Origin of the sequence: Pseudomonas sp. efr-133-TYG-5 (genome assembly GCF_030209175.1) — a bacterium.
Classification (GTDB): Bacteria; Pseudomonadota; Gammaproteobacteria; order Pseudomonadales; family Pseudomonadaceae; genus Aquipseudomonas.
The window spans coordinates 110,960-135,082 of sequence record NZ_JARVSM010000002.1; the positions used below are offsets into that span (position 1 = coordinate 110,960).

The following is a 24,123-nucleotide window of genomic DNA, read 5'->3' on the forward strand; positions in this document are numbered from 1 at the left end:
TCCCACCGGTCAGGCGTTCACTCGAAGAGTGCGTCGAGGGCCTGTTCCAGACGGGTCACGGCGATGATCTGCAAGCCTGCCGGCGCTTCCTTGGGCGCATTGCCCTTGGGCACGATGGCGCGCTTGAAGCCGTGCTTGGCCGCTTCCTTCAGGCGCTCCTGGCCACTGGGCACCGGGCGCACTTCGCCGGACAGACCGACTTCGCCAAACACCAGCAGGTCATGCGGCAGCGGCCGGTTGCGCAGGCTCGACATGACGGCCGCCATCAACGCCAGGTCAGACGCGGTTTCCAGCACTTTCACCCCACCGACCACGTTGAGGAACACGTCCTGGTCGTGGGTCGGAATCCCGCCATGGCGGTGCAGCACCGCAAGCAGCATGGCCAGACGGTTCTGATCCAGGCCCAGCGTCACCCGGCGCGGATTGGCCAGATGGCTGTCATCGACCAGCGCCTGCACCTCCACCAGCATCGGCCGGGTGCCCTCCCACGTTGCCATCACCACGCTGCCCGGGACTTCTTCCTGGGCACGGGTAAGAAAAATCGCCGAAGGGTTGGAGACTTCTTTCAGGCCTTTGTCGGTCATGCCGAACACGCCCAACTCGTTGACCGCGCCGAAACGGTTTTTCACCGCGCGCAGCAAGCGCAGGCGACCGTCGGACTCGCCTTCGAAATACAGCACGGTATCGACCATGTGCTCAAGCACACGCGGCCCGGCCAATGCGCCTTCCTTGGTGACGTGGCCAACGAGGAAGATCGCCGTGCCGCTCTGCTTGGCGTAACGCACCAGCAGCGCGGCACTTTCCCGCACCTGGGAGACGCCACCCGGCGCCGATTGCAATTGCTCGGTGAAAATCGTCTGGATCGAGTCGATAACCATCACCCGCGGTTTTTCCTGACGGGCGGTGGCGATGATGCTTTCGATACAGGTTTCGGTCATCACCCGCAGTTGATCCTGGGGCAGGCCCAGGCGGCGCGCACGCATGGCCACTTGCTGCTGGGATTCTTCGCCGGTGACGTACAGCGCCGGCATGCTCTTGGCCAGGTTGCACAGGGTCTGCAAGAGGATCGTCGACTTGCCGATACCCGGATCGCCGCCGATCAGTACCACCGAGCCGTCCACCAGACCGCCGCCCAGCACCCGGTCGAGTTCGCCGGAAGCGGTGGAAAAACGTGGTATCTCTTCGACGCTGACTTCGGCCAGGGTCTTGATCTGTGCCTGCTGCCCGGCCCAACCGGTGCGACCGCTCGGCGCCGCGGCACCGCCGCTCTCGACCATGGTTTCGGTCAACGTGTTCCAGGCCCCGCACTCGCCGCACTGGCCGGCCCACTTGGGAAAGGTTGCGCCGCACTCGGTGCAGCCGTACATGCGCTTGGCCTTGGCCATCTGAACCCCCGGCAAAAACCGCGATGATACCCCAGCCGCGGCAGGCCTGAAGGGCTGGCGATCGGAACGCGCCGAACGACGCCCGCAGAAGGCACCGTTTGGCCCGCCAGAGACGTCAGTCGACGAGTTTCGCCGCCAGCGCCTTGACCCGCGTCAGATCACCCTTGGCGACCTGGCTGACCCCGGTGCCGTACTCCGGATCGGCCTTATAAAGGAAAGACAGGATGATGTGCTTGCTCTCGTCATCGGCCCCGGCCAGCGAACCACCGAAGCTGTCGATCAGGTCCCGACGCTCTTTCTGGCTGTACGAGCGATACAGGTCACCGGCCTGACGGAAGTTCTGCTCGCGCTGGATCTTCGCCTGCCCGGTACTGCCGGACAGTGCCAATTGGCTGTAGCGAGCATCCGGGGTTTCTTCGCGCGGTTGCAGGCGGCTCGGCTGGTAGTTCACGCCGGAGCGAGTGGCACCGGCGTTCAACGCACCATCCTGATTGCCATTGTTCACCGCAACTTTTGGCGCGTTGATCGGCAACTGCTGGGCATTGGCCCCGAGTCGATACAGTTGCGTATCGGCATAAGAGAACAGGCGTCCCTGCAATAAGCGATCTTCCGACGGTTCAATGCCCGGAACGAGGTTGGATGGCGCCATCGCAACTTGCTCGGTTTCCTGGAACACGTTCTGTGGATTACGGTTCAACACCATCTGCCCCACTTTGCGTTCAGCAATACCCGGCCAGATCTTGGTTGCATCCAGTGGATCGAAATCAAACTTGGACAGATCTTGTGGTTTTATAACCTGAACGTACAAGTCCCACTTGGGAAAGTTGCCCTTGTCGATATTCGCCACGAGGTCGTTGGTCATATGGCTGTAGTCCTGACCCTGAACTTTGTTGACCTGTTGCGGATCGAGGTTTTTCACGCCCTGCAAACTTTTCCAGTGAAACTTTACATAGTGCACTTCGCCTTTGGCATTAATCAGCTTGTAGGCATGCACACTGTTGCCATCCATTTCGCGGTAACTCGCCGGGGTCCCGGAGTTGGAATACAACTCGGTCAGCGTGCGGGTGGCTTCCGGTACATGGGAGAAGAAGTCGAAGCGCCGCGAATCGTCATCGAGGTTGGTGCGTGGATCCGGTTTGAACGCGTGCACCATGTCCGGGAACTTGATGGCGTCACGGATGAAGAACGTCGGGAAGTTGTTGCCGACCAGATCCCAATTGCCGTCCGCGGTGTAGAACTTGGTGGCGAAACCGCGCGGGTCACGCAGGGTTTCCGGGGAATGATTGCCGTGCACCACGGATGAGAAGCGCACAAACACCGGGGTGACCTGGCCAGCGGCGAAGACCCGCGCCTTGCTCAGGTCGCTGAGGTCGTTGGTCACGGTGAAAGAGCCGTGGGCGCCGGTGCCGCGGGCATGCACCACACGCTCCGGAATGCGCTCGCGATCGAAGCGTTGCAGCTTCTGGATCAGTTGTACGTCCTGCAACAGCACCGGGCCGGTGGCCCCGGCCGTTTGCGAATTCTGGTTGTCACCGACCGCCGCGCCGTTGTCGCGGGTCAGGGGTGCGGCGTTGATGGAAAAGCTCAGCAGGCTGGCGGCGAGTACACCGAAACGGCGGTGTTGGGCAAAAGCCCCGAGGCCGAGTGTGGAAGTCATATCAGGATCCTCTGTTGTTCTGAGGCGCATCCAGGGTGCGCCAGACAGAGGCTAGAGGGCGTCCCGCCCAAACATAAATAGAAAGATCGTAAACGGATGATTGAGAAATTTTGCTTGGAGATCAGCTGGTTACGGTTTATTTCGCGCGCGATTAGTGGCACTTTGCAAACTAATCGTCGAATAGTGTGTCGATAAAAACGGGCATTGTAAGAAGGTGTTTCGCGCAGGACGCGTTTTGCTGATTTACACTGCGTACACCAAACTCATCTGTAACAAGGAAATAACCTATGGGCGTGCTAAGTGAGTTCAAGGCCTTCGCGGTCAAAGGCAATGTGGTCGACATGGCCGTCGGTATCATCATCGGCGCCGCCTTCGGCAAAATTGTTTCTTCGTTTGTCGGCGATGTGATCATGCCGCCAATCGGGCTATTGATCGGCGGTGTGGACTTCAGTGACCTGGCCGTTACGCTCAAGGCTGCCGAAGGCAACGCCCCTGCGGTGGTGCTGGCTTACGGCAAGTTCATCCAGAGCGTGCTGGACTTCGTGATTGTCGCCTTTGCGATCTTCATGGGCGTCAAGGCGATCAACCGCCTCAAGCGCGAAGAAGCCGTGGCCCCGAAGCTGCCGCCGGTGCCGACCAAGGAAGAAGAGTTGCTGGGGGAAATCCGCGATCTGCTCAAGGCCCAGAACAATCGGCCCTGAAGTCTTCAGCAAAAAAACGGCGCCTGAGGCGCCGTTTTTCTACCAGTAGTTTTCCACCGCCACCTGCCCCGGGCGGCGAGTCAGGCTCAGGCTCATGTGTCGTTGCTTGAGCAAGGCCCGGGTGTCATCGATCATCTGCGGATTGCCGCAGAGCATCACCCGCGAGTGCTCGGCAGTCAGCGCCACCCCGGCAGCGTGTTCCAGTTCACCGTTTTCGATCAGCGTAGTGATGCGTCCGTGCAATGCCCCGGGGTGCGTTTCGCGGGTCACCGTCGGGATGAATTGCAGCTTGTGAATGTGTTCGGCCAGATAATCGCGCTGGCGCAGTTCGGCGATCAATTGTTGGTAAGCCAGTTCGCGTGCCTCGCGCACGCTGTACACGAGGATGATCCGCTCGAATTTCTCCCAGACTTCGAAGTCCTGCAGGATCGACAGGAACGGAGCCACCCCGGTGCCTGTGGATAACAACCAGAGGTCACGCCCGTCGACGAATCGATCCAGAGTCAGGTAGCCGAACGCCTGGCGCTCCACCAGCAGGCTGTCACCGGCCTGGAGTCGACTCAACTCGCTGGTGAACTCGCCGCCCGGGACCACAATGGAAAAGAATTCGAGGAACTCGTCAAACGGCGAGGACACCATCGAGTACGCACGCCATACCGTGCTGCCATCAGCCTTGGTGACGCCCAGGCGCGCGAACTGCCCGGCACGGAAGCGGAAGCCTGCGTCGCGGGTCGTGCGCAGGGTGAACAGGCTGGGAGTCAGCGGTTGTACATCGAGCAAGGTCTGGCGGGTGAATTTATCGGCGCTGGCGGTCATAGGGCACTCCATCCAATGCCGCTAGTGTTACGCAATAAATCCTTTTTAAACACCCTCGCTTTGTACAGGTATTGGTTAGTGTCAACACTCTAGAAAGTGCAAAAAGGCCGTTACTGTTAACGCCGCATTACAGCCTTGCGCTTAAATGACGCTATTCATATAAACATTTTGTTTGTAAGTTCCAATATCTAGTTAAAACGCGCATTCAAGAGCGAAAAATTCCAATCACGCGCAAAAGAAACGTCCTACACTCAGCTCCGTGCGGATCCAATTGGATCCAAAAGCGCACCTCCCTCCGAGATAACCCGTGGAGTCTCCCAATGGAAATGTGGAAGGAGTCACAGATCAAACAGCTGACGTTCGCCAAAGGAATCGATTCAGCCTTCCCGATTCTGCTTAATTTCGCGAAAAACATCGGCTTCCGCTTCTGTGGCATTACGATTACTTCAACCGAACGAAACTCGTTCAAAGCCTTGCATATCAATAACTACCCACACACCTGGAACCAGCAATATGAAGACAACAACTACGGTGAAGTTGATCCAGTAATAGCACATTGCAATCAAAGTATGCTGCCTATTGTCTGGAGCAAGGACACTTTCTCCAAAACGCCCGACTTGTGGGAAGAACTTCAAGACCAGGGACTCAGACATGGCTGGTCACAGTCGTTCCACCATGAGCAAAGTGGCCTGTGAAGCATTCTCAGCCTGGCCAGATCGCACTGCGAAATCAGTGCAATGGAGTTGTACGAGCACTTTGGCTACATGTTCTACGTCACCAGCCACCTCAGCGAAGTGTTCGCCAGCAGCCTGCCGGCGCGCCCGGAGAAAGGCCGCCAGCCCCACCTCTCGCCGCGGGAGATCGAGGTCCTCAAGCTGTGCGCCGCCGGCAAGACGGCCTATGAAACCGCGCGGATCCTCAGCCTGAGCGAGCGAACCGTCAACTATCACGTGCAAAACGTGATCATGAAGATGAAAGTCTGCAACAAGATTTCCGCCGTCATTGCCGCCGCCAAGGCCGGGATCATCTGACGCCAAACCGAAAACACACGGGTATTCACCGACAAAAAAACGTACCATTTGCAGCCTTCCTGAGTGATGACGTGCCGCCACGCCGTAGTCCACTCGGAGGGTTCCGCCGCACGACACCCTGGGCCGCGGGATACCCGATGATTACCCAGAGTCCCCGCCCCATGCCTTTGCTCGACACCCCCTTCGCCCAACTCGACCTGATCCGCCAGCCCGAACAGCAGAACGAACCGCTGCAGGCTTTCGATGCGGCCGACGAGTATCTGCTCAATCATCTGGCCGCGCAGCAGCCGACGGCGCAGACCCGAGTGCTGGTGCTCAACGACAGTTTTGGTGCGTTGGCGATCAGCCTGCTCGGCAAGGTGCAGGTCAGCAGCAGCGGCGACTCCTTCCTGGCGTTCCAGGGGCTGGAAAAGAACCTGCTGCGCAACGCCCAGGCGTTCGATGCCGTACGCGGCATACCGGCCAGCGAGCCGTTGGTCGGGCCCTTCGACCACGTGCTGATCCGCGTGCCGAAGACCCTGGCCCTGCTGGAAGAGCAACTGATTCGTCTGCAAGGCCAACTGGCGCCCGGTGCACACGTGGTCGCGGCGGCGATGGTCAAGCATTTGCCACGCGCCGCCGGTGATCTGCTGGAGCGCTACATCGGCCCGGTGCAGGCTTCGCTGGCAGTGAAGAAGGCCCGCTTGCTGATTGCCACGCCGCAGGCCAAGGCGCCGGCGACCTCGCCCTACCCGAGCCGGTATCGCCTTGACGAACCGGCCATCGAATTGCTCAACCACGCCAATGTGTTCTGCCGTGAAGGCCTGGACATCGGGACCCGCGCCTTCCTCCCGCACCTGCCGAAGAACCTCGGCACGGCACGCGTTGCCGATCTCGGCTGCGGCAACGGCGTACTGGCCATTGCCAGCGCCCTGGCCAACCCCGAGGCGCAGTACACACTGGTCGACGAGTCGTACATGGCAGTGCAATCGGCCGCCGAAAACTGGCGCGCGGCGCTCGGTGAGCGCGAAGTGATCGTGCGTGCCGGCGACGGTCTGGCCGGGCAGGCGGCGCAATCGCTGGACGTGGTGCTGTGCAACCCGCCATTCCACCAGCAACAGGTCGTCGGCGACTTCCTCGCCTGGCGCATGTTCCAGCAAGCCCGCGAAGCGCTGGTGGTCGGTGGCGCGCTGTACATCGTCGGCAACCGCCACCTGGGTTATCACAGCAAACTGGCGCGGCTGTTCCGCGGTGTCGAGCAAGTCGCGGCAACGCCGAAATTCGTGATCCTCAAGGCGCGCAAGTAAGCCGGACAAAAAAAACCCTCCATGCGGAGGGTCGAACGATCCGCGCCAGGGGCTGCGGGACGGGATGTGCGGGGAATCAGTGCGTGGTCAGGCCTGCGGCGTTCATGAACAGGCGCATCAGGCTGGCGACGATAAACAGCGCGCCGACACTGCCGACCCAGATCAGGGCCAACCAGCCGAGCCGCTGCCACAGCGGCTTTTTTTCGGCCTCTTGAATCTCGTGCAGGGAATGTTTGCCGGTCATGGCAGCGCTCCTCGGTCAGGTCGATGGCGCCGAGCCGACGCCATCGCGAACAGACTAGTGATAACCGTCCTCATGGGTGACCTTGCCGCGGAACACGTAGTAGCTCCAGAAGGTGTAGCCCAGGATGAACGGGATGATGAACAACGTGCCGACCAACATGAAGCCCTGGCTCTGCGGCGGTGCGGCGGCGTCCCAGATCGAGATCGACGGCGGCACGATGTTCGGCCACAGGCTGATCCCGAGGCCGCTGTAGCCAAGGAAGATCAGCACCAGGGTCAGCAGGAACGGCGTGTAGTTGGCATTGCGCGCCACCGCGCGGATCAAGCCGTACAGAGTCACCAGCACCAGGATCGGCACCGGCAGGAACCAGAACAGGTTCGGCAGGGTGAACCAGCGTGCGGCGATTTCGCCATGGGACAGCGGCGTCCAGATGCTGACGACCCCGATCACCGCCAGCAGCACGAAGGCCAGCGGCCGCGCCAGGTCGTGCATCTGTTCCTGCAACTTGCCTTCGGTCTTCATGATCAGCCAGGTGCAGCCGAGCAAGGCATACGCCACCACCAGTGCGGCGCCGCAGAACATCGTGAACGGTGTCAGCCAGTCCAGCGAGCCGCCGGCGTATTGCCGGTTGACCACCGGCAAGCCATCGATGAACGCGCCGAGTGCCACGCCCTGGAAGAACGTCGCGGCGATCGAACCGCCGATGAACGCCTTGTCCCACAGATGCCGCTTTTCATCCTTGGCCTTGAAGCGGAACTCGAACGCCACTCCGCGGAAAATCAGCCCGATCAGCATGAAGATCAGCGGCAGGTACAGCGCCGACAGCACCACCGAGTACGCCAGCGGGAAGGCGCCGAACAGCGCCGCGCCGCCCAGCACCAGCCAGGTTTCGTTGCCGTCCCAGACCGGGGCGACAGTGTTCATCATGACGTCGCGGTCGGTCTTGCCCGGAATGAACGGGAAGAGAATGCCGATCCCCAGGTCGAAGCCGTCCATGACCACGTACATCATGATGCCGAAGATGATGATCACGGCCCAGATCAGCGGTAGATCAATACCCATGAGTCAAATCTCCTTTTCCAGGCTGCGATGCGAGTCAGCGTCGGCGCCTTCGTCATCGGCGGCGGACAATGGCCGAGCCGGGGTGCGTTTCTGGCCAGGACCACCGTCGTTGGTTTCCTTGCCTTCATCGGTTTTCGGCCCTTTGCGCACCAGGCGCATCATGTAGCCAAGGCCCGCGCCGAACAGCGCGAAGTACACCACCACGAACATGATCAGGGTGATGCTCATCTGCATGAAACTGTGGTTGGAGGAAGCATCCGCCGTGCGCATCAGCCCGTAGACCACCCACGGCTGACGGCCGATTTCCGTGGTGAACCAGCCGGCGAGAATCGCGATCAGGCCGGACGGCCCCATCCACAACGCCAGATAGAGGAACGGCCGCGAGGTATACAGGGCGTCGCGCTTGCGCAGCCACAGGCTCCACAGGCCAGTGAAGATCATCAGGAAACCGAGGCCGACCATGACCCGGAACGACCAGAACACGATGGTCGAATTCGGCCGGTCCTGCGGCGGGAATTCCTTGAGTGCCGGCACCTGTTTGTCCAGCGAGTGGGTCAGGATCAGGCTGCCGAGGTACGGGATCTCCACGGCGAACTTGGTTTTCTCTTCCTTCATGTCCGGCCAGCCGAACAGGATCAACGGGGTCGCTTCGTCGCCCTTGTTTTCCCAGTGGCCTTCGATGGCGGCGATTTTCGCCGGCTGGTGCTCAAGGGTGTTGAGGCCATGGAAGTCACCGATGACGGCCTGGATCGGCGCCACGATCAACGCCATCCACATGGCCATCGACAGCATGGTGCGGATCGCCGGGTTGTCCTTGCCGCGCAGCAGGTGCCAGGCCGCCGACGAGCCGACGAAGAACGCCGTGGCGACGAACGCAGCCGTGGCCATGTGCATCAGGCGATACGGGAACGACGGGTTGAAGACGATCGCCAGCCAGTCGGTCGGGATGACCTGGCCATTGACGATCTCGAAGCCCTGCGGCGTCTGCATCCAGCTGTTGGAAGCAAGAATCCAGAAGGTCGAGATCAACGTGCCGATCGCCACCATCACCGTGGAGAAAAAGTGCAGGCCACGGCCGACCTTGTTCCAGCCGAACAGCATCACGCCGAGGAAACCGGCCTCGAGGAAGAACGCCGTGAGCACTTCATAGGTCAGCAACGGCCCGGTGACGGCCCCGGCGAAGTCCGAGAAGCGGCTCCAGTTGGTACCGAACTGGTAGGCCATGACCAGCCCGGACACCACACCCATGCCGAAGTTGACGGCAAAGATCTTCGACCAGAAATGGTAGAGGTCACGGTAGGTATCGTTGTGGGTCTTGAGCCACAAGCCTTCCAGCACGGCGAGATAGCTCGCCAGCCCGATAGTGATTGCCGGGAACAGGATGTGGAACGAAATGGTGAACGCGAACTGAATTCGGGCGAGATCGAGTGCCTCTAAACCGAACATAAGTCTTCCTCTGTCAGGTAATACCGGCATTGGGGCTTGTGGCCCCTGCCTACTGCCCCCACGGATATGGAGTGCGGCGAATTCGGATTCGTTCTTTTTTAACAGCCATCGCAACGCAGGGAGTCTGGCCAACGGGCCACCAGAGCATGGCCCGGGAGGGTCTTGATCTGGATCAAGCAACGTTAAAAGAGTAGTCCCATTTGCGACGAAGAACGGCGTGGTCGTTTGCCGCGTGACAAGTTGCCTCATTGCTTGAGCAACGCTCGGAAATCCTTTCCCCGAGCTGCACGATCCGCCTCACCGCATGGGAGTGACGGATCCCGGGGGAACGATAGATGTCTGGCTAACTAAATTTTCTGTCATAGCAACTTCCTGTTACAGACTGGTGATAACCTCGCCGTTCCCCTTCGAGCCAGACCAGCCTTCAGATGCCCAGCCAAGAGCCCCTGCTGTTACGTCACCATCGTCCGTTTCTCGCGTTCTGGTTCGCCCGGATCTTCACCGCCAGTGGCTTTCAGATGCTCACGGTGGCGATCGGCTGGAATCTGTACCAGTTGACCGGCAACGTCCTCGACCTGGGCCTGGTCGGGCTGGTGGAGTTCGCCCCGCGGGTGCTGTTCATGCTGCACACCGGGCATGTCGCCGACCGTTACGACCGGCGCCGGGTCGCGGCGATCTGCCAGTCGTTGCAGGCGCTGATCGCCCTGGCGCTGGCCATCGGCAGTGCGACCGACCACGTCACCCGGGAAATGATCTTTATCCTCGCCTTCCTGCTCGGGGCGGCGCGCTCCTTCGAAATGCCGACTACCCAGGCGCTGTTGCCGAGCATCGTGCCCAGCGCCCTGTTTCCGCGGGCGGTCGCCGCCGCGCAATCGGCTCAACAGTCAGCCACCATTGTCGCCCCGGCCCTCGGTGGCTTGCTTTACGCGTTCGGCAGCGTCTGGGTCTACGGCCCGACGGTATTGCTCTACGTCATCGCCTGCACCTTGATGCTCAACCTGCCCGCCCGACAAACGCCGCTGAACAAAGGCAAAGCCACGCTGGACTCGTTGCTGGCAGGCATCCGCTTCATTCGCAGCCGCCCGGACATCCTCGGGGCGATCTCGCTGGATCTGTTCGCCGTGCTGCTCGGCGGCGCCACCGCGTTGCTGCCGGTGTTCGCCAAGGACATCCTGCTCACCGGGCCCTGGGGGCTGGGCCTGCTGCGTTCGGCGCCGGCGGTTGGCGCGCTGGGGATGTCGCTGTTCCTCGCCCGATTCGCCGTCGAGCGCAATGTCGGCCGGGTGATGTTCACCGCCGTCGGCGTATTCGGCGTCGCGACCATCGCCTTCGGCCTGTCGACCTCGTTCTGGTTCTCGCTGGCGGTGCTGGTGGTGCTCGGCGCGGCGGACATGATCAGCATGGTGATCCGCGCCTCCTTCGTGCAACTGGAAACCCCGGATGAAATGCGCGGCCGGGTCAGCGCGGTGAACGGCCTGTTCATCGGCGCCTCGAACCAGCTCGGCGAATTCGAATCCGGCCTCACCGCCCACTGGTTCGGCACCGTCCCGGCGGTGGTCATGGGCGGCGTCGGCACCCTGCTGGTGACCGGCACGTGGATCAAACTGTTCCCGACCCTGGCCAACCGCGACCGCATGCATGTGCCGGTGGAAGAGGCGAAGATCTGAGCCTCATCAGTGAAACCACCAGGCCAAGCACCAATTGATTGAAAAGGTGCGGAACATAGTTACCGCACGGAGTGCAATGTACCGCCTAACACTCGCCGCCATGATCAAATCCTTTCAGCACAAAGGCCTTCGTGGCTTCTATGAAACAGGATCGGCCTTCTGCCCACGCCTGGAGCCATCACACCAACATCTCCCCCGCCACTTTCGCCCGCAACGCCTTGCCACCAAGTTGCTCCACCAGCGTCAGGGCAAAGGCCAGTGCGGCGCCGGAGCCTTGGGCGGTGATGCAATTGCCGTCGACCACCACCGGTTGATCAACAAACGTACAGCCCGACAATTGATGACTGGCACTCGGCAGGCAGGTCATGCGTCGCTGGCGTAATACGCCGAAGGTTTGCAGGGCGATGGCCGGGGCTTCGCCGATGGCGGCGAACAGGCGTCCGGCGCTGGCCTGGTCCCTGATCAGCTGTTGCAGCGGTTGATGGGCGGCCAGGTGCTGCGCGCCGACGGCGCCGCCGGGCAGAACGATCAGGTCGAATGCCTGGGCCAGCACATCGATCAGCATGCCATCGGCAGTCAGGCGCGTGCCGCGAGCACAGGTCAGCATGCGCCGGCCTTCGATGCTGGCCGCCACGACTTCGACGCCGGCGCGGCGCAGCACGTCGATCAGGGTCACGCTTTGCAGGTCATCGATGCCCTCGGCGAGGGTAATCAGGGCTCTAAAGGTCATGGGCGCTTTCCGCTGGGTGATGCTTGAAGCGTAGTCAGCTTTGCCTCGCCCCGTCCGGTGGCAGCCGTTACTTGATGTAAAGCTGGGTCGACAAGGTGTTGCGCGGGGCGGTGATCGAAGTGTTGCTGAAGCTGAAAGTACCTTCCTGCTTGCCCGCCAGGTCGAAGGTGTACAGCGAACCGACGGTTTTGCGGCCGGGGGAGCATTCGGTCAGGTTGCCATTATCAAAGGCACAGACCGGGCTGCGACTGCCGTTGACTTCAAAGCCGTCCAGGGTGGCCTGCGGCTGGTTCTGCCCATAACCGATCTCCAGCACATAGACCTTGATGCTCGCGCCGCCGTGATTGCACGCGGTCTGCGCCTGGCCGGCGCCGATGTCTTCGAGGCCGCAGGACGCCGACTGCACCTTGATCACTTTCACTTCACTCAATGGCGGCGCCGATGCCGCGAGCGCCGCGGGCACGGCGCCCAGCAGCCAGGCAGCCAGGCCGCAGCCGTTGATCCAAGCCTTGTTCATGCGATCTTCCCCGGAAAAAATCAGCGCGCAGTATGGCGCAGTTGCACCCGCCGCAAAACTTCGCCGACGATCGACGCCAACATCCGCCATATTCCTCACGCTGCTGGTATGATGCGCGGCTTTTTCCGGCCCACCACAATTTTCCAGGCGCTTGCGACGGTCTGTGCTTTGCTGTTGAGGTCGATACATTCACGGCGCCATGCGCGCCACGGGGAGCAGACATGCTGGAAAGGCTGTTTCAACTCAAGGCACACAACACCAACGTGCGGACCGAGATTCTGGCGGGCGTCACGACCTTCCTGGCCATGGCCTACATTCTGTTCGTCAACCCGAGCATTCTCGGCGAGACCGGCATGGACAAGGGTGCGGTGTTCGTCGCCACCTGCCTGGCAGCCGCCATCGGCTCGACCATCATGGGCCTGATCGCCAACTACCCGATCGCCCTCGCGCCGGGCATGGGCCTGAACGCCTTCTTCACCTACACCGTGGTGCTGCACATGGGCCACACCTGGCAGGTGGCGCTGGGCGCGGTGTTCATCTCGGCCGTGTGCTTCTTCCTGCTGTCGATCTTCCGCATCCGTGAATGGATCATCAACAGCATCCCGCTGCCACTGCGCTCGGCGATTGCCGCCGGTATCGGCCTGTTCCTGGCGCTGATCGCCCTGCACAACGCCGGTATCGTGGTCAGCAACCCGGCGACCATGGTCGGCCTCGGCGACCTGAAAGCCCCGGCGCCGATTCTCGCCACCCTGGGCTTTGCCCTGATCGTCGCCCTCGAAGCGCTGAAAGTGCGCGGCGCCGTGCTGATCGGCATTCTGGCGGTGACCATCGTCGCCATCGTGATGGACTTCACCCCGTTCAACGGCGTGACCTCGATGCCACCTTCGCTGGCCCCGACGTTCCTGCAACTGGACATCAAGGGCGCCCTGGACATCGGTCTGGTCAGCGTGATCTTCGCCTTCCTGTTCGTCGACCTGTTCGACAACTCCGGCACCCTGATCGGCGTCGCCAAGCGCGCCGGCCTGATGGGCAAGGACGGCCACATGCCGAAAATGGGCCGTGCACTGATCGCCGACAGCACCGCTGCCATGGCCGGTTCCCTGCTGGGCACCTCGACCACCACCAGCTACATCGAATCCGCCGCCGGCGTGAGTGCCGGGGGCCGCACCGGCCTGACCGCCATCGTCGTCGCGGTGCTGTTCCTGCTGGCGCTGTTCTTCTCGCCACTGGCGGCCAGTGTGCCAGCCTTCGCCACCGCGCCGGCGCTGCTGTTCGTCGCCGTGCTGATGACTTCCGGCCTGGCGGAAATAGACTGGGACGACATCACCGTAGCCGCGCCGGTCGTGGTCACCGCCCTGGCAATGCCCTTCACCTATTCCATCGCCAACGGCATCGCCTTCGGCTTCATCGCCTGGACTGCGATCAAACTGCTGTCCGGCCGCGCCCGTGAGCTGAACCCGGCGCTGGTGATCCTGTCGATTCTGTTCGTGATCAAGCTGGGTTGGTTCAACGCATGACTTTCGATTCCCAGGCCTACACCGCACAACTCGAAAACAAGGTCGCGCGTTTGCGCGACCTGCTGGCCCCGTTCGATGCGCCAGAGCCGACCGTGTTCGACTCGCCGCTGCAGAACTTCCGCCTGCGCGCGGAATTTCGCCTGTGGCGCGAGGCCGGTGAGCGGCACTACGCGATGTTCTCTCAGGACGACAAACGCACGCCGATCCTCATCGAAGAATTCCCGATTGCCAGCCTGCGCATCAACCAGTTGATGCCGCAGCTCAAGGCAGCATGGCAGGCCAGTTCGGCGCTGAGTCACAAGCTGTTCCAGGTGGAGTTCCTCACCACCCTGGCCGGCGACGCGATGATTACCCTGTGCTATCACCGGCCGCTGGACGAGCACTGGCACGCCGCCGCGACGCAACTGGCGGCAGACCTCGACGTCAGCATCATTGGCCGCTCCAAGGGCAAACGCGAAGTGATCGGCCACGACTACGTGGTGGAAAAACTCGACGTCGGCGGCCGCACCTTCAGCTACCGTCAGCCGGAAGGCGCGTTCACCCAGCCCAACGGCACGGTGAACCAGAAGATGCTCAACTGGGCCTACGAAACGCTGGGCGACCGTCCCGACGACCTGCTCGAGTTGTACTGCGGCAACGGCAACTTCACCCTGCCGCTGGCCACCCGCGTGCGCAAGGTACTGGCCACCGAAATCAGCAAGACCTCGGTGAATGCCGCGTTGAGCAACCTCAGCGAAAACGCTGTGGATAACGTCACCCTGGTGCGTTTGTCCGCCGAGGAGCTGACCGAGGCACTGAACGAAGTGCGGCCGTTCCGTCGCCTGCACGGCATCGACCTCAAGAGTTACGCGTTCGGCAGCGTGTTCGTCGACCCGCCACGGGCCGGCATGGACCCGGACACCTGCGAACTGACGCGGCGTTTCGACAACATCCTGTACATCTCCTGCAACCCGGAAACCCTGGCGGCCAACATCGCCCAGTTGCACGACACACACCGCATCAGCCGTTGTGCGTTGTTCGACCAGTTCCCGTGGACCCACCACATGGAATCCGGCGTATTGCTGACCCGGCGTTGATTCGCCGTTGCTGGAAACAACCAAGCCGTCGTGACTGACGGCTTTTTTGTCGGAGCTCAGACCACGCTGTCGCTCTTGCACGGCCGCCACCCCCTGCGCCCGTTGGCCCGCGCCGCTTCTGTCCTGGCGGCGCTGCTCTGGCGAGCGTTGCGCGAGGCAATCACCGCTGCTGCCATGGTCATCAGCGGCGGGCTCAGCGAGATCATCCCGGCGATGGAGACCTGCAGGTCCTGGGCGTCATGGCACAGCGCAGTGCCGGCAAACCCGAGTTTCAGATCGGCGAAATCTTCCGCCTGGAAGCCGTCGAACTCGCTATACAGGCTGACCGGCAGCAGGACCCCGCTGCCGTCCTCGAAACCGATCTGCAGGCAAGGCGCGACATAGCTGAGCGAGGTGGCTCGCAGGCTGCTGCGCTGGCGCACACCGCCGCGTTCGATCGCGTCCTCCAGGCGCTCTTCGGTGACGGGCCGATCCGCGTGCATCCTGGCTCTGACGGTTTTCATAATTCGATTTCCACACCTTCGTAGGCCCCTGCCAGGGCCAGCAGGGTCTTGTTCACCGCGGGTTCGTAGTGCGCCGAAGCGATCCTGAAAGTCTTGTTGCCGACAGGTCGCAGCACGGCGACCTGGTTCGTCTGCGCGTCCCACCACTGATTGTCGAGACAGGCTGTGTGCAGACACTGCCACCAGAGGCGGCGGGCGCGCCATAGATGATCCGGTTGCCGCAACGATTGGCGCAGCCCTTCGAGCACAGCCAGGGTCGGGCAACGCGACAGCGGCAACACATCCCACAACTCGACGCCGTTGTGCCAGAAGCTGAATTTGAAACGCGCACTCCAGGTACCGGCATCCACCTGTGCGTGCGGCGGACAATGCTCGTCGAGCAACATGATCACCACTGACAATCCTTTGTAACTGCACACTTCCATACCCACCCATCCGTCAGGTTCACGAGATGCACAATCTGCCGTCCTGGACAAATCCGACCCTCGCTGCGGTCGCACGCGATGGCGTTGCTCCATCGAGGCTAGTGGGGAAATCGTCAGCGTCCCGGGCAAAATGGTAAGCAATCCTTTCGCCGCAGCCGGGCATTTGCTAAATACTGCGGACTCCTTGTGCGGTGCCATCGATCATGCAGCGACATTTCGACGATCTTCAGTTGGGCAGCATCGAGCTGTTCTGTCTCGCCGCCGAGGCCGGCAGCTTCACCGGCGCGGCGCTGGCCGCAGCGGTGACGCCAGCGGCGGTCAGTCGCTCGGTGTCACGGATGGAAGAACGTCTGGGGGTGCGCCTGTTCGCGCGTACCACCCGCAGCGTGAAACTGACCGACAGTGGCCGACGTTATTACGAAGAATGTCGCCAGGCCCTGGCGCAACTGGTCGAGGCGCAGCGCGAAGTGATGGGCCAGCAACAGCAGCCGTCGGGCACCCTGCGCATCAGCATCCCCACGACCTATGCTCACCATCGCATCCTGCCGCTGCTGCCGGCCTTCCGCGCACGCTTCCCGCAGGTGCGGGTCGACGTGCACATCAGCAACCGCAATATCGACTTTGTCGGCGAAGGCTACGACCTGGCGATCCGCGTGCGGGCCATTCCCGATTCAGGCTTGATCGCCCGCCATCTGGAAGACGCCGCGCTGGTGATGGTCGCCAGCCCCGACTATCTGCACCGCGCCGGTACGCCGCAAACCCTCGACGACCTCGCGCGGCACGAATGCATCCAGTACGAACTGCCCAGCAGCGGGCGGCGCATCCCCTGGTTGTTTTATGACCAGGAGACACCGAGAGAACTGCTCGCCGAGGGCAATCTGTGCTGCTCCGACGATGTGCTCGGTGGCGTGACCCTGGCCAGGCATGGCGCCGGGTTGTTCCAGACCTACCGCTTCATTGTCGAACAGGCGTTGGCGGACGGCTCGCTGCTGGAGGTGCTCAAGCCCTATGGCGGACGGTCACGGCCGTTCACTTTGCTGTATCCGCAGAATCGCCACATGCCACTGCGGGTCCGCGCGTTCATCGACTTTCTGGTGGAACAGTTGCCGCGTTGACTGGGCGATTACCGCACACAAAGCGGTGCGCCCGCCGTCGAGCAATTGCTTAAAGTAACCGCCTGGTACATTTTATCTCCACAGGCCGAAACACTCGGCCGATGCCAAAAACAATACGTGGAGTTTTGCTCATGCCTCCTATCGTTCTGGTGCTCAACGGCCCGAACCTGAACCTGCTCGGCACCCGTGAACCGGCAACCTACGGTCACGAAACCCTCGCCGACATCTCCGCCCTGTGCGGCCGCGCCGCCGAGGAATTCGGCCTCGCCGTGGAGTTTCGCCAGACCAACCACGAAGGCGAACTGCTCGACTGGATTCACGGCGCCCGCAATCGTTGCGCCGGGATCGTCATCAACCCGGCCGCGTGGACACACACTTCGGTGGCGATCCGTGATGCGCTGGTGGCCAGCGAACTGCCGGTGATCGAAGTGCACCTGTCCAACGTCCACGCCCGCGAACCGTTCCGTCATCACTCGTTCGTCTCGGCCATCGCCAGTGCGGTGATGTGCGGCTTCGGCAGCCACGGTTATCGCCTGGCCCTGGAACATTTCAGCCTGCGCTTGAAAGGAGCCCAGGTATGAGCCGCGCACCCGCCATCCTCGCCGGGCTGATCGGCGCCGGCATCCAGGCCTCGCGCACCCCGGCATTGCACGAACACGAAGGCGATGCGCAGGGCCTGCGCTACCTGTATCGGCTGATCGATCTCGACTCGCTGCACCTGGACAGCAGTGCCCTGCCCGATCTGCTGCTGGCCGCCGAGCGGATGAACTACACCGGCCTCAACATCACTTTCCCCTGCAAGCAGGCCATCATCCCGCTGCTCGACGAACTGTCAGCGGAAGCGCGCGGCATCGGCGCGGTCAACACGGTGGTGTGGCAGGACGGCAAACGCGTCGGCCACAACACCGATTGCCTGGGCTTTGCCGAAGGTTTTCGCCGTGGCTTGCCGGACGTTGCCCGCGAGCGTGTCGTCCAGATGGGCGCAGGTGGCGCCGGTGCGGCCGTGGCCCACGCGCTGCTGAGCGAAGGCGTACAGCTGCTGAGCATTTTTGATGTGGACAGCGACCGCGCGCAGAGCCTGGCGGACAACCTCAATCAGCATTTCGGCGCTGGCCGCGCCGTGGCCGGCCACGATTTGCCGGCGACGCTGAAGCAGGCCGACGGACTGGTCAACACCACGCCGATGGGCATGGCCAAGCTACCGGGCACGCCGGTGCCGGTGGAGTTGCTGCGCGCCGAATTATGGGTGGCGGAGATCGTGTATTTCCCGCTGGAAACCGAGTTGCTGCGCAACGCCCGCGCCCTCGGCTGCCGCACGCTGGATGGCGGCAACATGGCGGTGTTTCAGGCGGTGAAGGCGTTCGAGTTGTTCAGCGGCGTGGTGCCGGATGCACAGCGCATGCTGGCGCACTTCCAGAGCATGAACGGCTAGGACCCTCGGGCAGCGCGCCCGCTCGCCAAGGCGTACCTTCAGTCAACCTGCTGACTGACACAGCGCTCTGGCGAGCAGGCTCGTTGCAAAAGGTCATGCGTCAGGCTTGCAGATAACGCAACACCGACTCGCAGATCATCTCGCGATGGCGCTGCTTGATGGTGTCGTCCGGCAGATCAATCTGAAAAATCTCACCGAAGGTGTGCCGGTTCGACACGCGATAGAAGCAGAACGAACTGATCAGCAGGTGCACGTCCAGCGCATCGAGGCCGTTGCGGAACACACCCTCGGCGGCACCGCGACGGAGAATCTCGCCCAGCGCATCGAGGATGGTGTTGTTCATCGCCTTGATCGCATCGGAGCGCTTCACGTACTCGGCATTGTGGATGTTCTCGATGCTGACGATGCGCACGAAATCAACATTGCGGTCGTGGTGATCGAAGGTGAATTCCACCAACCGCCGGATCGCTTCCACGGGCGGCAATTCGGCCAGGTGCAGGCGGTTTTCGGTGCTGCGGATATCGCCGTAGAGTTTTTCCAGCACCTCGACGTACAGCTGCTCCTTGCTGCCGAAGTAGTAATAGATCATGCGCTTGGAGGTGTGGATACGCTCGGCGATCGCATCGACGCGGGCGCCGGACAGGCCCTGCTGGACGAACTCGACGATCGCTTCCTGGAGGATGTTTTCGCGGGTCTTTTCCGGGTTGTTCTTGCGACTCTTGCGCGGCTCTGCCGCGGGTAGAACGGCGGCTGCGGAAAGTTCTGAAGTCATTGTCATTGCGGGCTCACGGCCATCACTGCACAGGCTGGCGATTATGGGCCGCGCGACACAGTGAAGGAAGCCGCGCGGCCCGTGTTTAATCCCGCGTTTACGAAATTCCTACAACTTCGCCTGGCGCACCGCACCGCTGCGCGATTTGGCCATCGCCGCCAGACGCACCGCGACGTTGGCCGCACCGTAGCCGGCGTAGCCGTTCTTGCGCTGAATGATCTCGAAGAAGAAGCGCCCTTCGAACGGTTCGGTGTACACGTGAAACAGTTCGCCACCCTGGGCGTCGCGGTCGTAGAGCACGTTGTAGTAGGCCAGTTCGCTGAGGAACTCGTCGTCGAAATCGAAGCGCGCGGCGAGGTCGTCGTAATAGTTCAGCGGGATGTCCAGCAGCGGCACCCCGGCCTCCTTGGCGCGGCTGACTTCGGCGAAGATGTCGTCGCAATCGAAGGCGATGTGGTGCACGCCGGAACCGCGATAACTCGACAGCGCGTGGGAAATCGCCGTGTTGCGGTTCTCGGAAATGTTCAGCGGCAGGCGGATCGAACTGTCGCGACTGCGCAGCGCCCGGCTCTTCACCAAACCGTAGGGGTCGGGCAGCACCACTTCGTCATCCGCTTCGAAATCCAGCAGGCTCTTGTAAAACAGCACCCAGCTGTCGAGGCTGTCGGCCGGCAGGGCCATGGCCATGTGGTCGATGCGCTTGAGGCCGCCACGGGCGACTGCATCCGGCAGCAGATTGAAATCGGTGCCGTAGACATCGGCGTGTTCATCCACCAGGTAAATCAGGCTGCCGTCCGGCGCGCGTACCGCTGCCAGTTCCAGCTCGTTGGGGCCGACCAGGCCACGATACGGCTGGCCCTTGTAGGCGACGGCGCGCGCCAGGGCGCTGGCGCTGTCCTTGACCCGCACGGCGGTGGCGCACAGCGACGGGCCGTGGGCTTCGAAAAAGCTGTGGCCGAACGAGTAGGGTTCGGAGTTGAGGATCAGGTTGATATCGCCCTGGCGCAGCAGGCTGACGCTTTTCGAGCGGTGCTGGCCGGCCTTGACGAAACCCAGGCGCTCCAGCCAGTGCGAGAGCTTGGCGCCGAGCGCTTCGTCGACGGCGAACTCGAGAAACTCGACGCCGTTGTACTCGCTGGCCCGGGGTGTTTCGAAAAGGATGTCGCGATTGGCCACCGGCGGCGCCTGCTGCTCCAGGCGCTGACGGGTTTTCTCTTCCAGGTACAGCAACGAACGCAGACCGTCGGCGGCATTGGCTCGGGGTGGTGCGGCGCGGAAGCCATCGTTGAAGATTTCCAGCGACAGCGGTCCGCTGTAGCCGCTCTGGATGATCGGTGCGAGGAAGCCCGGCAGATCGAACTCACCCTGCCCCGGGAAGCAGCGGAAATGCCGGCTCCACTCCAGCACATCCATGGCCAGGATCGGCGCGTCGGCCATTTGCACGAAGAAAATCTTCTCGCCGGGAATCTCGGCAATCGCCGCCGGATCGCCCTTGAGCGACAGGGTGTGGAAGCTGTCGAGCAACACCCCGAGGCTGGGGTGATCGGCCGCGCGGACGATGTCCCAGACCTGTTGATAGGTATTGACGTGCCGGCCCCAGGCCAGGGCTTCGTAGCCGATGCGCAGGCCCCGGGCACCGGCGCGCTCAGCGAGCATGCGCAGGTCGTCGACGAGTATTTGCCGGTCGCCGACGCTGTCCGGCGAGGCGTTGCTGCACACCAGCACCAGGTCGGTGCCCAGTTCCTGCATCAGGTCGAATTTGCGCTCGGCGCGTTCCAGATTGCGTGCCAGGCGATCGCGGCGGCAGCCTTCGAAATCGCGGAACGGCTGGAACAGGGTGATGGCGATGCCGAGGTCGGCGCACATCTGTTTGATTTCCCGCGGACTGCCGTCGTAGTACAGCAGGTCGTTCTCGAAAATCTCCACCCCGTCGAACCCGGCGGCGGCAATGGCTTCGAGCTTTTCCGGCAGGGTTCCGCTCAAGGAAACGGTGGCAATGGATCGCTGCATGTGGCTACTCCCGGACTACGTCGCTCTTGTCTTTAAAGCCGGCGCTGGTGAAGGCTGCGGACTTTTGATCCTGGTTGCTGGACAGCAACGCAGCCTTTGGCCAACGCCTGCACAGAATGGTTTTTATAGTGAGGCAAATTATTGGCTGCATGACTGCGCACAGCAATTTAAAGTGTACTACCCGGTTAGTTTTGCGTGCGATTATCGAACACAATGCCGGTTTGGCGAATTGACGATTTTTCGTCCACTGCCCAACATCGACTGCACATTGCGTCAGGACCTGAACCGCCGGTCGCAGTGCCGACAACAAAGCACACTCATAACAAATTCAAAAACGGGTGGAACAATGATTCCTTCACAGACTTCCCGCATGGCCCCGGCCATGAGCACTGCCACGGGTGGCATCGGCGACAAGATCCGCGGCGCCATGGCCGTCGGCAAGACCCGTTGGGGCATGCTGGCGCTGGTGTTCTTCGCCACCACGCTGAACTACATCGACCGCGCCGCCCTCGGCGTCATGCAGCCGATCCTCGCCAAGGAAATGAGCTGGACGGCGATGGACTACGCCAACATCAACTTCTGGTTTCAGGTCGGCTACGCCATCGGCTTCGTCCTGCAGGGACGGCTGATCGACCGCATCGGGGTCAAGCGCGTGTTCTTCTGCGCGGTGCTGCTGTGGAGCCTGGCCACCGGCGCCCACGGCCTGGCGACTTCGGCGCTCGGCTTCATGGTCTGCCGGTTCATCCTCGGCCTGACCGAAGCAGCCAACTACCCGGCCTGCGTGAAAACCACGCGCCTGTGGTTCCCCGCCGGTGAGCGTGCGGTGGCCACCGGCATCTTCAACGCCGGCACCAACGTCGGCGCGATGTTCACGCCAATGCTGCTGCCATTGATCCTGCATGTATGGGGCTGGCAGGCGGCATTCCTGTGCATGTCGGCACTGGGTGGCATCTGGCTGCTGTTCTGGGGCCTGAAATACTTCAACCCGGAAGATCACCCGAGCGTGAAACAGTCGGAGCTGGAGTACATCCAGAAGGAAGTCGAACCGGAACAGGCCCGCGTGCCGTTCTCGAGAATCCTGCGCATGCGCGGTACCTGGGCCTTCGCCCTCGCCTACTCGCTGACCGCGCCGGTGTTCTGGTTCTACCTGTACTGGCTGCCGCCGTTCCTCAATCAGCAATACAACCTGGGCATCAACGTCACCCAGATGGGCATCCCGCTGATCATCATTTATGTCACCGCCGACTTCGGCAGTGTCGGCGGCGGCATTCTCTCGTCGTTCCTGATCGGACGCGGCGTCAATCCGATCAAGGCGCGGCTGCTGTCGATGTTCCTGTTCGCCTGCTGCATCATCGGCGTGATCATGGCGGCCGGCTCGAGCAATCTGTGGGTGGCGGTCGCGGCGATCTCCCTGGCCATCGGCGCGCATCAGGCCTGGACGGCCAACATCTGGAGCCTGGTGATGGACTACACCCCCAAGCACATGATGAGCACGGTGTTCGGGTTCGGTGGCATGTGCGCGGCGATCGGCGGGATGTTCATGACCCAGATCGTCGGTCATATCCTCACGGTCACCAACAACAACTACACCGTGTTGTTCACCCTGATCCCGGCGATGTACTTCATCGCGCTGACCTGGATGTACTTCATGGCCCCGCGCAAGATTCCTGACGTCACCGAGTAACCGGCCCGTACCACGCCCCTCCTGTGGGAGCGAGCCTGCTCGCGAAAGCGCCCAGTCAGTCATTGCAGATGCCGACTGAAAACCCGCCTTCGCGAGCAAGCCCGCCCCCACAGGGATTGGCGTTTCTTCAGCGACGGCTCTGCTGCCACGCTGCCGCCAGTCCGCTGCAGCAGATCACGGCGATACCGACCACGGTCAGCAGCGTCGGCGTGTGATTGAACAGCAACCAGCCCAGCAACCCGGCAAACACGATCTGGCAATAGCCGAACGGCGCCAGCAGCGCCGGTGCGGCGTGGCGGAATGCCTGGGTCAGAAACAGGTGCGCGGTCATCCCGCAGCTGCCCAGCGCCAGCATCAACAGCGCATGCCCCAGGCTCGGCACCTGCCAGAAGAATGGCACCAGCGCACTCATCACCAGGGTGTTGCACAACCCGGCGAAGAAGTTACTGGTGGTCGGGCTGTCGATCTCGCTGAGCTTGCGCGTGAGCAACTGGTAGAAGCAGAAAAACAGCGCCGAGCAGAACGGCAGCAGGATCGCCGGCGTGAACAGTTCGCCGCCGGGGTGAACGATGATCAGCACCCCGACAAACCCGCAGATCACCGCAATCCACTGGCCGCGCGTCACCCGTTCCTTGAGCAGCGGCACCGACAGCGCCGTGACCAGCACCGGGGCGAGAAAGTTGACTGCCGTGGCCTCGGCCAGCGGGATGTACAACAGCGCCGTGGTGAAAAAAAGACTGGTGCCCAACAGGCACAACGCCCGCGCCAGCTGCCACAGCGGCCGCTTGGTGCGCAGTACGCGCAGCCCCGACTGCGGGAGGAAAATCCCCGCCATCAGCAGGGTGTGCACCAGATAGCGCGCCCACACCACCATGACGATCGGGTAGAAACCGGAGAGGTACTTCGACAGGGCGTCGTGGCTGGAAAACAGGAACGTCGCCACGACAATCAGCAAGATCCCCTTGAAGGGTTGGTTGACGCCGGAGAGCGGAGTGCTGACGGTCATTGGCTGTCTCGAAAGGAAAAATACACGGTGGCGCAGGAGCC

General features: G+C 62.1%; 24 protein-coding genes. 11 read left to right on the forward strand and 13 right to left on the reverse strand.

Going from position 1 to position 24,123, the window contains the following annotated elements; genetic code table 11:
- Positions 1–17: 17 nt before the first annotated feature.
- Together radA and QRN70_RS12730 are read right to left on the reverse strand one after the other, a co-directional pair.
- Positions 18–1,385, reverse strand: coding sequence for a DNA repair protein RadA (gene radA / locus QRN70_RS12725; RefSeq protein WP_285418259.1), 1,368 nt, complete (start codon positions 1,383–1,385; stop codon positions 18–20).
- Positions 1,386–1,500: 115 nt separating this feature from the next.
- Positions 1,501–3,042: a catalase gene (locus tag QRN70_RS12730; protein ID WP_285418260.1), complete on the reverse strand. Its 1,542-nt coding sequence runs from the start codon at positions 3,040–3,042 to the stop codon at positions 1,501–1,503.
- A 287-nt stretch (positions 3,043–3,329) separates the two neighbouring features.
- On the opposite strand from QRN70_RS12730, the gene mscL reads away from it, so the two are divergent.
- Positions 3,330–3,743: a large-conductance mechanosensitive channel protein MscL gene (mscL, locus tag QRN70_RS12735; RefSeq protein ID WP_285418261.1), complete on the forward strand. Its 414-nt coding sequence runs from the start codon at positions 3,330–3,332 to the stop codon at positions 3,741–3,743.
- Between the two features lie 39 nt (positions 3,744–3,782).
- Here mscL and QRN70_RS12740 read toward each other — a convergent pair whose 3' ends face one another.
- Positions 3,783–4,559 carry a ferredoxin--NADP reductase gene (locus tag QRN70_RS12740; protein ID WP_285418262.1) on the reverse strand — a complete coding sequence of 259 codons (777 nt, stop codon included), beginning with the start codon at positions 4,557–4,559 and terminating at the stop codon, positions 3,783–3,785.
- A 320-nt stretch (positions 4,560–4,879) separates the two neighbouring features.
- On the opposite strand from QRN70_RS12740, the gene QRN70_RS27780 reads away from it, so the two are divergent.
- The 3 genes from QRN70_RS27780 (at position 4,880) to QRN70_RS12750 (ending at position 6,876) form a co-directional block, all read left to right on the forward strand.
- The gene (locus tag QRN70_RS27780) at positions 4,880–5,254 is read left to right on the forward strand and encodes an autoinducer binding domain-containing protein (RefSeq protein ID WP_502941581.1); all 375 of its coding nucleotides are present in this window, start codon (positions 4,880–4,882) and stop codon (positions 5,252–5,254) included.
- A 42-nt stretch (positions 5,255–5,296) separates the two neighbouring features.
- A complete protein-coding gene (locus tag QRN70_RS27785; RefSeq protein WP_502941582.1) occupies positions 5,297–5,590 on the forward strand; it encodes a response regulator transcription factor in 294 nt (97 codons plus the stop codon).
- Between the two features lie 161 nt (positions 5,591–5,751).
- Entirely contained in the window at positions 5,752–6,876 is a 1,125-nt protein-coding gene (locus QRN70_RS12750) for a methyltransferase (RefSeq protein ID WP_285418264.1), read from the forward strand.
- Positions 6,877–6,952: 76 nt separating this feature from the next.
- Here the strand turns inward: QRN70_RS12750 and QRN70_RS12755 are convergent, their stop codons facing one another.
- Genes QRN70_RS12755 through QRN70_RS12765 form a run of 3 tightly spaced genes read right to left on the reverse strand, consistent with a single transcriptional unit; the run spans position 6,953 to position 9,628 of the window.
- Positions 6,953–7,120 carry a DUF2474 domain-containing protein gene (locus QRN70_RS12755; protein ID WP_285418265.1) on the reverse strand — a complete coding sequence of 56 codons (168 nt, stop codon included), beginning with the start codon at positions 7,118–7,120 and terminating at the stop codon, positions 6,953–6,955.
- Positions 7,121–7,174: 54 nt separating this feature from the next.
- Positions 7,175–8,182: a cytochrome d ubiquinol oxidase subunit II gene (gene cydB / locus QRN70_RS12760; RefSeq protein WP_285418267.1), complete on the reverse strand. Its 1,008-nt coding sequence runs from the start codon at positions 8,180–8,182 to the stop codon at positions 7,175–7,177.
- 3 nt (positions 8,183–8,185) lie between these two features.
- Positions 8,186–9,628 carry a cytochrome ubiquinol oxidase subunit I gene (locus QRN70_RS12765; RefSeq protein WP_285418269.1) on the reverse strand — a complete coding sequence of 481 codons (1,443 nt, stop codon included), beginning with the start codon at positions 9,626–9,628 and terminating at the stop codon, positions 8,186–8,188.
- A gap of 428 nt (positions 9,629–10,056) precedes the next feature.
- Here QRN70_RS12765 and QRN70_RS12770 point away from each other — a divergent pair, with 428 nt between their 5' ends.
- Complete coding sequence (locus QRN70_RS12770) at positions 10,057–11,295, forward strand: MFS transporter (RefSeq protein WP_285418271.1); 1,239 nt, start codon at positions 10,057–10,059, stop codon at positions 11,293–11,295.
- Between the two features lie 178 nt (positions 11,296–11,473).
- On the opposite strand, the gene QRN70_RS12775 is transcribed toward QRN70_RS12770, so the two are convergent.
- Both QRN70_RS12775 and QRN70_RS12780 read right to left on the reverse strand, forming a co-directional pair.
- Complete coding sequence (locus tag QRN70_RS12775) at positions 11,474–12,025, reverse strand: DJ-1 family glyoxalase III (protein WP_285418273.1); 552 nt, start codon at positions 12,023–12,025, stop codon at positions 11,474–11,476.
- A 67-nt stretch (positions 12,026–12,092) separates the two neighbouring features.
- Positions 12,093–12,542: a DUF4879 domain-containing protein gene (locus QRN70_RS12780; protein WP_285418275.1), complete on the reverse strand. Its 450-nt coding sequence runs from the start codon at positions 12,540–12,542 to the stop codon at positions 12,093–12,095.
- Between the two features lie 221 nt (positions 12,543–12,763).
- Here QRN70_RS12780 and QRN70_RS12785 point away from each other — a divergent pair, with 221 nt between their 5' ends.
- Both QRN70_RS12785 and trmA read left to right on the forward strand, forming a co-directional pair.
- Positions 12,764–14,059: an NCS2 family permease gene (locus QRN70_RS12785; protein ID WP_285418277.1), complete on the forward strand. Its 1,296-nt coding sequence runs from the start codon at positions 12,764–12,766 to the stop codon at positions 14,057–14,059.
- A complete protein-coding gene (gene trmA, locus QRN70_RS12790) occupies positions 14,056–15,135 on the forward strand; it encodes a tRNA (uridine(54)-C5)-methyltransferase TrmA (RefSeq protein WP_285418279.1) in 1,080 nt (359 codons plus the stop codon). Before QRN70_RS12785 ends, trmA begins: the two co-directional genes overlap by 4 nt.
- Positions 15,136–15,191: 56 nt before the next feature.
- Here trmA and QRN70_RS12795 read toward each other — a convergent pair whose 3' ends face one another.
- Both QRN70_RS12795 and QRN70_RS12800 read right to left on the reverse strand, forming a co-directional pair.
- Positions 15,192–15,638 (reverse strand): hypothetical protein, encoded by a 447-nt coding sequence (locus QRN70_RS12795; protein ID WP_285418281.1) that lies wholly within the window; start codon positions 15,636–15,638, stop codon positions 15,192–15,194.
- Complete coding sequence (locus tag QRN70_RS12800; RefSeq protein WP_285418282.1) at positions 15,635–16,063, reverse strand: DUF4160 domain-containing protein; 429 nt, start codon at positions 16,061–16,063, stop codon at positions 15,635–15,637. Before QRN70_RS12800 ends, QRN70_RS12795 begins: the two co-directional genes overlap by 4 nt.
- 203 nt (positions 16,064–16,266) lie before the next feature.
- On the opposite strand from QRN70_RS12800, the gene QRN70_RS12805 reads away from it, so the two are divergent.
- The 3 genes from QRN70_RS12805 (at position 16,267) to QRN70_RS12815 (ending at position 18,610) form a co-directional block, all read left to right on the forward strand.
- Positions 16,267–17,178: a LysR family transcriptional regulator gene (locus QRN70_RS12805; RefSeq protein WP_285418284.1), complete on the forward strand. Its 912-nt coding sequence runs from the start codon at positions 16,267–16,269 to the stop codon at positions 17,176–17,178.
- Between the two features lie 131 nt (positions 17,179–17,309).
- Complete coding sequence (gene aroQ, locus QRN70_RS12810) at positions 17,310–17,759, forward strand: type II 3-dehydroquinate dehydratase (RefSeq protein ID WP_285418285.1); 450 nt, start codon at positions 17,310–17,312, stop codon at positions 17,757–17,759.
- A complete protein-coding gene (locus QRN70_RS12815; RefSeq protein WP_285418287.1) occupies positions 17,756–18,610 on the forward strand; it encodes a shikimate dehydrogenase in 855 nt (284 codons plus the stop codon). The genes aroQ and QRN70_RS12815 overlap by 4 nt, the downstream gene beginning before the upstream one ends.
- A gap of 100 nt (positions 18,611–18,710) precedes the next feature.
- Here the strand turns inward: QRN70_RS12815 and QRN70_RS12820 are convergent, their stop codons facing one another.
- Together QRN70_RS12820 and quiC are read right to left on the reverse strand one after the other, a co-directional pair.
- Positions 18,711–19,388: a TetR/AcrR family transcriptional regulator gene (locus QRN70_RS12820; RefSeq protein WP_285418289.1), complete on the reverse strand. Its 678-nt coding sequence runs from the start codon at positions 19,386–19,388 to the stop codon at positions 18,711–18,713.
- Positions 19,389–19,490: 102 nt separating this feature from the next.
- Positions 19,491–21,392 (reverse strand): 3-dehydroshikimate dehydratase QuiC, encoded by a 1,902-nt coding sequence (quiC, locus tag QRN70_RS12825; RefSeq protein ID WP_285418290.1) that lies wholly within the window; start codon positions 21,390–21,392, stop codon positions 19,491–19,493.
- Between the two features lie 346 nt (positions 21,393–21,738).
- On the opposite strand from quiC, the gene QRN70_RS12830 reads away from it, so the two are divergent.
- Positions 21,739–23,076, forward strand: coding sequence for an MFS transporter (locus QRN70_RS12830; protein WP_285418291.1), 1,338 nt, complete (start codon positions 21,739–21,741; stop codon positions 23,074–23,076).
- Positions 23,077–23,203: 127 nt separating this feature from the next.
- On the opposite strand, the gene QRN70_RS12835 is transcribed toward QRN70_RS12830, so the two are convergent.
- Positions 23,204–24,082, reverse strand: coding sequence for a DMT family transporter (locus tag QRN70_RS12835; protein ID WP_285418292.1), 879 nt, complete (start codon positions 24,080–24,082; stop codon positions 23,204–23,206).
- Positions 24,083–24,123: the final 41 nt, after the last annotated feature.